The sequence below is a fragment of the Pseudomonas sp. NFACC37-1 genome (assembly GCF_900101575.1).
Lineage (GTDB): Bacteria > Pseudomonadota > Gammaproteobacteria > Pseudomonadales > Pseudomonadaceae > Aquipseudomonas > Aquipseudomonas fluorescens_AA.
Genome location: NZ_FMUZ01000012.1, coordinates 100,939 through 113,061, shown reverse-complemented (window position 1 = coordinate 113,061; position 12,123 = coordinate 100,939). Strand labels below are relative to the sequence as shown.

Here is a 12,123-nt window from a genome sequence, read left to right as displayed (position 1 = left end):
GGGCCTTGGGCATGACGCGCCCGGCGTTTTCCCGGCTGCCAGTGGCGGTGAACCTGCCGTTGCTGTTGCAGGCACTGGCCGCCATTGACGACGCGCGCTGGCAAGGGCATTTCAATAGTGCCTATTACAGCGGCGACTGGAGCGGGGTGGCGCTGATTTCGGCGGCGGATGCCGTCACCGAGCTGTCGCCCGGGCGCGGTCAGCCAAGTCAGCGTGCGCCTTGGCTGGCGGACGGTCGTTGGCATGAGGCGTTGCGCGACTGGTCCCTGGAGATCGTCTCGGCCCGGCTGCTGCGGCTGGGGCCCGGTGGGTGCATCCACGAGCATCGCGACTATGATCTGGGCGGGCCGGACGCCGACCTGCGCCTGCACGTTCCGCTGCTCAGCCCACCTGACGTGGACTTTTTCCTGGATGGACAAATCATGCCGATGACGGCCGGCGAGTGCTGGTTTCTCGACCTGGCGCGGCCTCACCGGGTGGTTAACCGAAGTGCTCATTCGCGGGTTCACTTGGTGCTCGATTGTCGCCCCGGGCCGTGGCTGGCCCAGCAGATTGCCGATGGGCTGCCCACCACGCCTGCCGCGGGCGTCAGACAAAGCGACTTCGCCCGTTTTCAGCAGCGCGTGGAAAGCGATCCGGACCTCGCCCGTACCTTGCAAAGCTTGCGCGACCTCGACGCTTTCATTGAATCCAGCCTGGCGCTGGGGGCTGAACGAGGGCTTCATTTCACCCGGGAAGAATTGCGGGCCGCCATGCGCAACGGTCGCCAGCAGTGGAGAACCCCGTGGAAGAACTGAACCTGCACGGTTGGTTGCCTATCCGCCTATGGCAAGAGGGCGGGCAGTGGTGGGTCGATTGGTGCTGGTTCGACGACGCGCGACTGTCACAGCCGTTCTTTGGCGATGCGGTGGAAGACGCCCTGCGCCTGCCCTTCAACCAGGCGTTCCGCCGCCGGACGCCCTTGGATGCACTTGGGCAGTGGCAACGCCAAACCCCGGGACTTGCGCCCAGCGCATTCATTTTCCATGCCTCCCGTTGCGGCTCGACATTGATCAGCCAGATGCTCGCCCAGTTGGACGACCATATCGTTATCTCGGAACCGCCACCGCTGGATACGCTGCTGCGCAGTGATTTGCCACCGGCCCAGCGGTGTGTGGCACTCAAGGGCTTGATGTCGGCCTACGGGCAGCGCCGCCGAGGTGTGGAGACACGCCTGGTGGTCAAGCTCGACGCCTGGAACATCGGTGAACTGCCGCTGCTGCGTGAGTGCTTTCCCGACACACCCTGGCTGTTCGTGTACCGCGACCCCTTGGAAATTTCGGTCTCCCACCTGCGGCGTCCCGGCGTGCACATGGTGCCGGGGATGATCGGGGCGACGGTCCTGGACGATGGATTGGCGTTTGGCAGCCAGGAAGATTTCATCTCGCGTCGGGTGGGGCGGCTGTTGGGAACAGGTTTGGAACACTGCCGGGCATTGGCTGGGATGGCGGTCAACTACACCGAACTGCCCGAGGCGATGACGGGCAGGTTGGCGGCGTTTTTCGGCCTCGATGATCGGCAATGCGAGCAAGTGTTCGCCACGGTTGGGCAGCATGCCAAGCAGCCGGCGCAGGCGTTTGTCGGTGACAGCGAGGGCAAGCGCCGAGAGGCTTCGGCGCTGTTGCGTGAGCGGGTCTTGTACTGGTCGCAGGGGCCCTATGAGGCGTTGAAGTCACTGCCCCTGTAGCGGGGGCGAGGGGATTTATCCCCGCTGGGTTGCGCAGCAGCCCTGAAGCAATGAACTCAATCTTCCTGGCACACCGAGTCGGCTGGTTTTGGGGGCTGCTTCGCAGCCCCGCGGGGATAAATCCCCTCGCCACAAAGACAGCCCCTAGGTCCATCGGAATGTTTATTCAAAGCCCAGTCGAGTCGGGGTTGATTGAATTTTGATCAGTCTGGCGGTCGGCGAGGGGCTAGACTGCCCAGGAGCGACCCCGCCATCCATCCATGTCCAGGAGCCCCCTATGGAACCGCCGATCCACACCCTTCGCGCATTGTTCAAGCAACTGGGCTTGCCCGATGACGCCATTGGCATTGACCAGTTCATCGCCACGCATTCACCCCTCAAGCCCGGGTTGCACTTGGCCGATGCGTTTTTCTGGAATGAGGGCCAGCGGCAAATGCTGCGCGAGGAAATCCTCGAGGATGCGGACTGGGCGGAAGTGATAGACCAGTTGGATGTGTTGTTGCGCAAGGGGCGTGGCGAGCGACCTGCCTGAGAGAACTGTGGGAGACCTGTGGGAGCGAGCTTGCTCGCGATAGCGAACGGTCAGTCGACATTGATGTAACAGGCACACCGCTATCGCGAGCGAGCTCGCTCCCACAGGTGTCAACCTGTTATTCGTTTTAAGTATTAACAAATAGCTTCTTATTCCTTAAATAATATAGCTCTCCTCCCTATACTCGTCCGGGAACAGACACGCAGGAGAGCACCCATGCGCAACGAATCGATTCGCTACCTGATTGTGCCGGGCTGGCAAGGATCGCCGGAAAATCATTGGCAAACCCACTGGCAGAACAGCCTGCCCAACAGTGCCAGGGTCGAGCAGGCCGACTGGGTGACGCCCCGGCGTGAAGACTGGGTCGCGGCGCTGGCCGAGGCCGTAGCCGCCGACAGCACGCCGGTGATCCTGATTGCCCATAGCCTGGGTTGCATCACGGTGGCCCATTGGGCCGCCACCGCGCCGGTGCAGTTTTTGCGGCAGGTGCGTGGAGCGTTGCTGGTGGCGCCGGCGGATGTCGAGCGGCCAGCCTGCGTCCCGGCGCTGCGCAACTTCGCGCCGATTCCCAGCGATCTGTTGCCGTTCCCAAGCCAAGTGGTCAGTTCCGACAACGACGACGCCGTGAGCGCCCCACGCGCCTTGGAACTGGCGCGCAACTGGGGGGCCGAGGCCGGGATCCTGGCGGGGGCGGGGCATATCAACGTGAAGTCCGGCCACCAGCGTTGGGAGCAGGGTTTCGCTTATCTCTATCGCCTGCAAAACCGCATGGAGCATCACGCCCTGCGTCGCGCCTGAATTTTTAGCGCCCCCCGTCTCCCGGCGGTCTGGGGCGGGAGCCCGCCATGAGTTTGCATGAAACCTTCGGTCAGCCCTTGCTGACCTTTCCCGATGCGGAAAAAAGCCCCCTGAGCATTCGCGCCAAGGCGCTGGTGTTCGTCGACCCCCGTTCACGGCAGTTGCGACAGGAGTTGGAGCAACTGGCGCCCCGTGCGATCTCGGTGCTGATACGCGGCGAAACCGGTAGCGGCAAGGAACTGCTGGCCCGGCATATCCATCGCGAAAGCGATCGCGGCGGATTGTTTGTGTCGGTCAACTGCGGCGCCATCAGCCCGACCTACGCCGACGCCGAACTGTTCGGGTATGCCGCCGGCAGCTACAGCGGCTCGGCCAGCAGCCGGGCCGGTTGGTTCGGTTCGGCCAACGGCGGCACCCTTTACCTGGATGAAATCGGCGATTTGCCGCTGCCGATCCAGATCAAGTTGCTGGCGGCCCTGGAGAACCACGAAGTCACCCGTGTCGGCGCCCATCAGCCCAGCCCGGTGGATGTCCGCCTGGTCGCGGCCACCAGTATCGACCTGGCGCAAGCGGTGGCGGCCGGGAAATTCCACGAACGGCTCTACCACTACCTGGGCGAAGGCCGATTGGAACTGCCGGCCCTGCGTGAACGGGTGGGCGATATTCTGTCCCTGGCCGAATACTTCCTGGGCATCTACAGCCAGCGACTCGGCCTGGCCGTGCCGCTGATCAGTGAAGCGGCGCAGCATGCCCTGGAACAGCACAGTTGGCCGGGCAACACCCGCGAGTTGGAAAACGTCATTCATTTCGCATTGCTGGTGAGTACGGGAGATGAGATTTTGCCGGAGCACTTGAATCTGCCTTCCCAACCTTCAGCCCTGGAGCTGATTGATCAGCAGGTGGCGCAGGTCATTGCCCAAGGTTCGCAAGCCGAGCGCGAAGCCCTCAGGGTGCTGCTCGATCGACTGGACCAAACGCTGTAGAAAACACTGGAACTCGTGGCGAGGGGATTTATCCCCGCTGGGCTGCGGAGCAGCTCCTAAGCGATCGACGCTATCTGCCTGACACACCGGGCGCCGGCATTTAGGGTCGCTTCGCGCCCCAGCGGGGATAAATCCCCTCGCCACAAAAGCGGTGTTTTATATATGAGCAAAATGAATATGAACTTGAATAAAAGATATTGTTAAGGAATAAAAAATATCGGTATTGTCCGCATCACGCCAGCGATAGCACTTCACTGGCACACCCTCATTTAGCCGTCGTCCATGACGACTGTGATTTTCGATAAGGACACTGCATGAAAAAGGTTCTGTTGTTCACCGCATTGGCGGCAGCCCTGGCGTCGGGCCTGGCCCAGGCCGCGGAAAAACTGGTCGTGGCCGCCACGCCGGTGCCCCACGCTGAAATCCTCGAGCTGATCAAGCCAACCCTGGCCAAGGAAGGCGTGGATCTGGAAATCAAGGTCTTCACCGACTACGTCCAACCCAACGTGCAAGTTGACCAGAAACGCCTGGATGCCAACTACTTCCAGACCCTGCCGTACTTGAAGAACTTCAACGAAGGCAAAGGCACGAACCTGGTGACCGTGATCGGTGTTCACGTCGAACCGTTTGGTGGCTACTCGAAGAAGTACAAGACGCTGGCTGACCTGCCAGACGGCGCGACCATCGCGCTGCCCAACGAAGGCAGCAACAGCGGCCGTGCGCTGATCCTGTTGCAGAAGGCCGGCCTGATCGAGTTGAAAGACCCGAAAAACGCGTTGGCGACGCCGAAAGACATCGCCAAGAACCCGCGCAACTTCAAGTTCAAGGAGCTGGAATCGGCGATGCTGCCGCGGGTGCTGGACCAGGTCGACCTGGACCTGATCAACACCAACTATGCCTTGGAAGCGGGTCTTAACCCGGCCAAGGATGCCCTGGTGATCGAAGGTTCGGATTCGCCTTACGTCAACTTCCTGGTGGCCCGTCCGGACAACAAGGACAGCCCGGCCATCCAGAAACTGGCCAAGGCCCTGACCAGCCCTGAAGTGAAGGCGTTCATCGAGAAGAAATACAGCGGCGCGGTATTGCCGGCGTTCTGATTCGCGCGGTACACCCTTTCATGATTCCAAACGCCGAGGGCTGATACAGCGTCGGCGTTTTTTACTGTGGGAGCTTGCTCCCACAGGGGATGGATCAGGCCTCCCCGCTCTTCAAAGCCCGGCGCAACGCCATCAACAATTTCAATATGTCCTGCGGTTCCAGTCGCTGCGGCACTTTTACGTCAGCCATGTTTTCTTCCTTGTAATGGTGAGGGGGATGGCGAAAAAGATCCTCCCTGCGGCGCAAGGAAAATAGTCGTCTTTGTTCTTCGCGGCAAATCCGGGGATAGGTTTTTGCGTGACATCAAGAAGCTCGCGAAAGCGGTTTGTCAGGTGTGGCCTAGTCCGGCCAATGCCACGCCGGCTCATCCAGCGCCCGCTGCCCGACGATCCCGGTCTGTCCAAGGTCTTTCTCCAGCACGATGCAATTGCACTGCTCATCCTGTTCCAGGGCGGCGATCAGGCGCGTGGCGTGGGACACGACCCAGACCTGGCAATTTGCCGAGGCGCGGATGATCAACCGTGCCAGGGCCGGCAACAGGTCCGGGTGCAGGCTGGTTTCCGGTTCGTTGAGCACCATCAGCGAAGGCGGTCGAGGGGTGAGCAGGGCGGCCACCAGCAACAGGTAGCGCAGGGTCCCGTCCGACAGTTCGGCGGCGGACAGCGGCCGCAGCAGGCCATGTTGTTGAAACGCGATGGCGAAACGTCCGCCTTGCAGTTTCTCGATGTTCAGGCGGGCACCGGGGAACGCGTCGCCGATGGCGGCATGCAGGGCTTCGTCGTCACCGATTTCAAGGATGGTCTGCAGGGCGGCGGCCAGGTCGCGTCCGTCGTGGTGCAGCACCGGCGTGCGGGTGCCCAGTTGCGGTTGGCGCACCGGGGCGTCGGCGTCGCTGCGAAAATGGTCATAGAAGCGCCAGCGACGGATGAACTCGCGCATCTGCAGGACCTCCGGCGAAGTGCGCAGGCTGCCGACCTGGTCGAACAGGCTGTCGAAGGTGGGCGTGTGCTGGGCCAGCACATCCCAGGAACGGCCTTCGCGGGCACGGATCATTGGCCCGTTGCGGTCCACCAGCAGGCTGGCGGGCCGAAACACCGGGCCGGCCCAGATGCATTCGCGCTTGATTTCAGGGTCCAGCGAGAACGCTGAACTGCTGGGCTCCGGCAAGCCCAGGGCGATCGAGTAGCTGAAGTCTTCCCCGGCGAAACCCAGGCGCAGGCGCTTGGTGCCCTGGCGCACAATCGCCTGGACCGGCACCTCGCCGTTACGCATGCGGCGGCTGATTTCCTCCGGGCCGGCCCAGAAGGTCGATTCGAGTCCGCCTTCACGGGCCAGGGCATTGACCACCCCACCCTGGGCCGTTTCGGCAAGCAGGCGCAGGGCACGGTACAGATTGGATTTGCCGCTGCCGTTGGGGCCGGTGATCAGGTTCAGCCGGCCCAAGGGGATGACCAATTTATTGATCGATCGGTAGTTGGCCACCGCTAATGTCTTGAGCATGAGCAGACTCCTGCTGCATGGGTTCGTAGGAGCTGTCGAGCGAAGCGAGGCTGCGATCTTTTGATCTTTCGCTTGAGATTCAACTGTCAGAGGAAAGATCGCAGCCTCGCTTCACTCGACAGCTCCTACAGGAGGCGATCAGTTTGCCTGATTTGCTGCACCCATTGTATTCGCGGAACCCTGTTCTAAGCTCACAGTCGTATCGTCACTGGTACGTCCGTACAACGCAAAGGAGTCTGCATGACTGGTCCCGGAATCAAATGGGTTATTGGTTTGGGCGTGTGTGCATTGTTGACGGGGTGCGGTGATAAGAAGCCCGAAGAAAAAGCCCTGCCGCGGGTTTTCGTGCAGCAAGCCGTGCCCAGTGAATACGCAGCCTCGGTGACCCTGACCGGCGATGTCCAGGCGCGGGTGCAGACCGATCTGTCTTTTCGTGTGGGCGGCAAGATCATCGAGCGCAAGGCCGATGTCGGTGACCGGGTCTCGGCTCGGCAAGTGCTGGCTCGGCTCGATCCCCGGGACCTGCAGACCAACGTCGACTCCGCCGAGGCCCAGGTGGCCGCCGAGCAGGCGCGGGTCAAGCAGAGTGCGGCGGCGTTCGTACGCCAGCAGAAACTCCTGCCCAAGGGCTACACCAGCCAGAGCGAATACGACGCGGCCCAGGCTCAACTGCGCAGCAGCCAGAGTGCGCTGAGCGCCGCCCAGGCCCAATTGGCCAACGCCCGTGAGCAACTGAGCTACACCGCGCTGATTGCCGAGGCTCCGGGCATCATCACCGCGCGCCAGGCGGAAGTCGGCCAGGTGGTGCAGGCCACGGAGCCGATCTTCAGCCTGGCCCGGGACGGTGAGCGCGACGCGGTGTTCAACATCTACGAATCGCTGTTGAGCGAACCGTCGTCGGACCCTGCAATCACCGTCAGCCTGCTGGATGACCCCGCCGTCAAGACCACCGGCACGGTACGCGAAATCACTCCCGCAGTGTCTGCCCAGACCGGCACCGTGCAGGTCAAGGTCACCCTCAATGATTTGCCCGAAGGCATGCGCCTGGGGTCGGTGGTCAGCGCCACGGCCAAATCCGCCGGCAAGACTGCCTTCGAGCTGCCTTGGTCGGCCCTGACCAAGAACCTCAGTGAGCCGGCCGTATGGCTGGTGGATGGTGAGGGCAAGGCGCAGTTGCAAACGGTGACGGTCGGCCGCTACCTGACCGGCAAGGTCATCATCAGCGACGGCCTCAAGGGTGGTGAGAAAATCGTCACCGCAGGCGGGCAGTTGCTGCACCCCGGTGTACGCGTCGAGATCGCTGAAAACACCTATGGAAAATCCAAGCCGGGAGCCCAGCCATGAAGCGTTTGTGGATGGTCTCGGCCGGCCTGTTGTTGGCCGCCTGCTCCAAGGAAGAGGCGCCGCCCGAACCGGTGCGCCCGGTGTTGTCCGTTGAGGTCCGGGCCCTTGACCAGCAGGCACTCGGGCGGTTCGCCGGGAATATCCAGGCGCGATACGAGAGCAACGTGGGTTTCCGCGTGCCAGGCCGCATCGCCAGCCGCAATGTCGATGTCGGTGCTGAAGTGAAGAAGGGCGACTTGCTCGCCACGCTCGACCCCACCGACCAGCAGAACCAGTTGCGCGCCGCCCAAGGCGACCTGGCACGGATCGAGGCGCAGTACATCAATGCCCAGGCCAATGCCCGTCGCCAGCAGCAATTGTTCGACCGTGGCGTTGGGGCCCAGGCGCAACTGGACATCGCCCAGACCGATCTGAAAACCACCGGCGCCTCTCTCGAACAGGCCCGGGCCTCGGTGGAGCAGGCCCGCGACCAGCTCAACTACAGCGAGCTGCGTACCGACCACGACGCCATCGTCACTGCCTGGAATGCCGAAGCGGGGCAGGTGGTCACCGCCGGCCAACAAGTGGTGACCCTGGCCCGCCCGGACGTCAAGGAAGCGGTGATCGACTTGCCGGCCGGGCTGGTCGAGCGCCTGCCCACGGACGTGGTGTTCGAGGTCGCGGCGCAATTGGACCCGACGATCCACACCAGCGCCATCGTGCGTGAGATCGAGCCCCAGGCCCAGAGCGCTACCCGCACCCGCCGCGCGCGCCTGACGCTGACCGACACACCGCCAGGTTTTCGCCTGGGCACGGCCATCAGCGTGACCTTGAGCTCGACCATCGAACCACGCATCGAGCTGCCGCTCAGCGCCCTGCAAGAGATCGACGGCAAGGTGCGCATCTGGCTCATCGACCCGCAGAACCAGACCGTCTCCCCCCGTGAAGTACGGATTCTCGAACGCTCCAATGACGCGGTGCTGGTGGCCAACGGCATCAAGGCCGGCGACCGCGTGGTCAGCGCCGGCGTGAACAGCCTCGAGCCGGGGCAGAAAGTGAAACTCGACGAGGACGCACGATGAAAGGGCCTTTCAACTTATCCGAATGGGCCCTGCGGCATCAGTCATTCGTCTGGTACCTGATGTTCGTGGCGCTGTTGATGGGCGTGTTCTCGTACATGAACCTGGGGCGGGAGGAAGACCCCTCGTTCACCATCAAGACCATGATCATCCAGACCCGCTGGCCGGGGGCGACCCAGGAGGAAACCCTCAAGCAGGTCACCGACCGCATCGAGAAGAAACTCGAAGAGCTCGACTCCCTCGACTATGTCAAAAGCTACACCCGTCCGGGCGAATCGACGGTGTTCGTGTACCTGCTCGACACCACCGGGGCCAAGGACATCCCCGAGATCTGGTACCAGGTCCGCAAGAAGATCGACGACATTCGTGGCGACTTCCCCCAGGGGCTGCAGGGCCCGGGTTTCAACGACGAGTTCGGTGACGTGTACGGTTCGGTGTACGCCTTCACCGGCGACGGTCTGTCGATGCGCCAGTTGCGCGACTACGTGGAGCAGGTGCGCGCCGAGATTCGCGACGTGCCCGGGCTGGGCAAGGTGGAAATGCTCGGCGAACAGGATGAAGTGCTGTACCTGAACTTCTCCACGCGCAAACTCGCTGCGCTGGGCATCGATCAGCGCCAGGTGGTGCAGAGCCTGCAATCGCAGAATGCCGTGACGCCGGCCGGGGTGATCGACGCGGGGCCGGAGCGGATATCCGTGCGTACGTCCGGGCAGTTCCAGTCGGAAAAAGACCTGGCCAACGTCAACCTGCGGCTCAATGACCGGTTCTATCGACTGGCCGACATCGCCGACATCAGCCGGGGTTATGTCGACCCCGCTACACCGATGTTCCGCTTCAACGGCACGCCGGCCATCGGTCTCGCCATCGCGATGAAGAAGGGTGGCAACATCCAGGATTTCGGCAAGGCGCTGCATGCGCGCATGAACGAACTGACCGCCGACCTGCCGGTGGGCGTTGGCGTGCACACTGTGTCGGACCAGGCCGAGGTGGTGGAAGAGGCCGTCGGCGGCTTTACCAGCGCCTTGTTCGAGGCGGTGATCATCGTCCTGGTCGTCAGCTTCATCAGCCTTGGCGTACGGGCCGGGCTGGTGGTGGCCTGTTCGATCCCACTGGTGCTGGCGATGGTCTTCCTGTTCATGGAATACAGCGGCATCACCATGCAGCGGATTTCCCTCGGCGCGTTGATCATCGCCCTCGGCCTGCTGGTGGACGATGCAATGATTACCGTGGAGATGATGGTCACGCGCCTGGAAAAAGGTGACAGCAAGGAGCAGGCCGCGACCTTTGCCTATACCTCGACGGCATTCCCGATGCTCACCGGGACCCTGGTGACTGTCGCCGGTTTCGTGCCCATCGGCCTGAATGCGAGTTCCGCCGGTGAGTACACCTTCACCCTGTTCGCGGTCATCGCCGTGGCGATGCTGGTGTCGTGGATCGTCGCGGTGCTGTTTGCCCCGGTGATCGGCGTGCATATTCTCAGCACCAACGTCAAACCTCACAGCGCCGAGCCGGGGCGGATCGGCCGGGCGTTCAACGGCGGCCTGCTGTGGGCGATGCGCAATCGCTGGTGGGCCATTGGCATCACGGTGTTGCTGTTCGTGCTGGCGGTGTTTTGCATGCGCTTCGTGCAGAACCAGTTTTTTCCATCGTCGGACCGACCGGAAATCCTGGTGGACCTCAACCTGCCGCAAAACGCCTCGATGGACGAGACCCGCAAAGCGGTCGACCGCCTGGAAGCGACCCTCAAGGGTGACCCGGACATCGCGCGCTGGAGCACCTACATCGGCGAAGGCGCGATTCGCTTCTACCTGCCGCTGGACCAGCAATTGCAGAACCCCTACTACGCGCAACTGGTGATCGTCAGCAAGGGCCTGGAGTCGCGCAACGCCCTGACCGAGCGCCTGCAAAAGCGTCTGCGCGAGGATTTCGTCGGCATTGGCAGCTACGTGCAGGCCCTGGAAATGGGCCCGCCGGTGGGCCGGCCGATCCAGTACCGGGTCAGCGGCAAGGACGTCGACCAGGTGCGCAAGCACGCCATCGAGCTGGCCACCGAGCTGGACAAGAACTCGCACATCGGCGAAATCATTTACGACTGGAACGAGCCGGGCAAGGTCCTGCGCATTGATATCGCCCAGGACAAGGCGCGGCAATTGGGCTTGTCTTCCGATGATGTGGCCAGACTGATGAACAGCATCGTCAGTGGCTCGCCGGTGACCCAGGTCAACGACGATATCTACCTGATCGATGTGGTCGGCCGCGCTGAAGATGCCGAGCGCGGTTCGCCGGAAACCCTGCAGAACCTGCAAATCGTCACCCCGAGTGGCACTTCGATTCCGTTACTGGCGTTTGCCACGGTGCGCTATGAACTGGAGCAGCCGTTGGTGTGGCGTCGCGACCGCAAGCCGACCATCACCATCAAGGCCGCAGTGCGCGACGAGATCCAGCCCACCGACCTGGTCAAGCAACTGCAACCGGACATCGACAAGTTCGCCGCCGGCCTGCCGGTGGGTTACAAGGTCGCCACGGGCGGCACGGTGGAAGAAAGCAGCAAGGCCCAAGGGCCGATCGCCAGCGTCGTGCCGCTGATGCTGTTTCTGATGGCGACCTTCCTGATGATCCAGCTGCACAGTGTGCAGAAACTGTTCCTGGTGGCCAGCGTCGCGCCCCTCGGGCTGATCGGCGTGGTGCTGGCGCTGGTGCCGACGGGCACGCCCATGGGCTTCGTGGCGATCCTCGGGATCCTGGCCTTGATCGGCATCATCATCCGTAACTCGGTGATCCTGGTGACCCAGATCGATGAATACGAACGTGACGGCTACGAGCCCTGGGACGCCGTGGTGGAGGCCACCGAACATCGGCGCCGGCCGATCCTGCTCACGGCCGCCGCGGCGAGCCTGGGGATGATCCCGATTGCCCGGGAAGTGTTCTGGGGGCCGATGGCCTACGCGATGATCGGCGGGATCATCATCGCCACGCTGCTGACGCTGCTGTTCCTGCCGGCGCTGTATGTGGCCTGGTACAAGATCCGCGAGCCCAAGCGCGATTGATACGGCCGCACAATTGCTCTTGTGGCGAGGGGATTTA

At 62.7% G+C, this 12,123-nt stretch carries 10 protein-coding genes; 9 read left to right on the top strand and 1 reads right to left on the bottom strand.

The window, feature by feature from the left end:
• Positions 1 to 11: 11 nt before the first annotated feature.
• The 6 genes from BLP82_RS15255 to BLP82_RS15230 all read left to right on the top strand — a co-directional run bounded on the left by BLP82_RS15255 (position 12) and on the right by BLP82_RS15230 (position 5,136).
• Positions 12 to 797 carry an aspartyl/asparaginyl beta-hydroxylase domain-containing protein gene (locus tag BLP82_RS15255; protein WP_092169352.1) on the top strand — a complete coding sequence of 262 codons (786 nt, stop codon included), beginning with the start codon at positions 12 to 14 and terminating at the stop codon, positions 795 to 797.
• Positions 785 to 1,726 (top strand): sulfotransferase family protein, encoded by a 942-nt coding sequence (locus BLP82_RS15250; RefSeq protein WP_092169349.1) that lies wholly within the window; start codon positions 785 to 787, stop codon positions 1,724 to 1,726. The genes BLP82_RS15255 and BLP82_RS15250 overlap by 13 nt, the downstream gene beginning before the upstream one ends.
• Before the next feature lie 277 nt (positions 1,727 to 2,003).
• Entirely contained in the window at positions 2,004 to 2,258 is a 255-nt protein-coding gene (locus BLP82_RS15245; protein ID WP_092169346.1) for a DUF2789 domain-containing protein, read from the top strand.
• Positions 2,259 to 2,474: 216 nt separating this feature from the next.
• Entirely contained in the window at positions 2,475 to 3,056 is a 582-nt protein-coding gene (locus tag BLP82_RS15240; protein WP_060739717.1) for an alpha/beta hydrolase, read from the top strand.
• A 47-nt stretch (positions 3,057 to 3,103) separates the two neighbouring features.
• A complete protein-coding gene (locus tag BLP82_RS15235) occupies positions 3,104 to 4,039 on the top strand; it encodes a sigma 54-interacting transcriptional regulator (RefSeq protein WP_092169343.1) in 936 nt (311 codons plus the stop codon).
• A 314-nt stretch (positions 4,040 to 4,353) separates the two neighbouring features.
• A complete protein-coding gene (locus BLP82_RS15230; protein WP_092169340.1) occupies positions 4,354 to 5,136 on the top strand; it encodes a MetQ/NlpA family ABC transporter substrate-binding protein in 783 nt (260 codons plus the stop codon).
• A gap of 340 nt (positions 5,137 to 5,476) precedes the next feature.
• On the opposite strand, the gene BLP82_RS15225 is transcribed toward BLP82_RS15230, so the two are convergent.
• On the bottom strand, positions 5,477 to 6,637 hold the full coding sequence (locus BLP82_RS15225; RefSeq protein WP_092169337.1) for an AAA family ATPase: 1,161 nt from the start codon (positions 6,635 to 6,637) through the stop codon (positions 5,477 to 5,479).
• 240 nt (positions 6,638 to 6,877) lie between these two features.
• Between BLP82_RS15225 and BLP82_RS15220 the strand changes: the two genes are divergently transcribed.
• Genes BLP82_RS15220 through BLP82_RS15210 form a run of 3 tightly spaced genes read left to right on the top strand, consistent with a single transcriptional unit; the run spans position 6,878 to position 12,086 of the window.
• Positions 6,878 to 7,981 (top strand): efflux RND transporter periplasmic adaptor subunit, encoded by a 1,104-nt coding sequence (locus BLP82_RS15220; protein ID WP_092169334.1) that lies wholly within the window; start codon positions 6,878 to 6,880, stop codon positions 7,979 to 7,981.
• Complete coding sequence (locus BLP82_RS15215) at positions 7,978 to 9,042, top strand: efflux RND transporter periplasmic adaptor subunit (RefSeq protein WP_092169331.1); 1,065 nt, start codon at positions 7,978 to 7,980, stop codon at positions 9,040 to 9,042. The genes BLP82_RS15220 and BLP82_RS15215 overlap by 4 nt, the downstream gene beginning before the upstream one ends.
• Positions 9,039 to 12,086: an efflux RND transporter permease subunit gene (locus tag BLP82_RS15210; RefSeq protein WP_092169328.1), complete on the top strand. Its 3,048-nt coding sequence runs from the start codon at positions 9,039 to 9,041 to the stop codon at positions 12,084 to 12,086. Before BLP82_RS15215 ends, BLP82_RS15210 begins: the two co-directional genes overlap by 4 nt.
• Positions 12,087 to 12,123 lie beyond the last annotated feature (37 nt).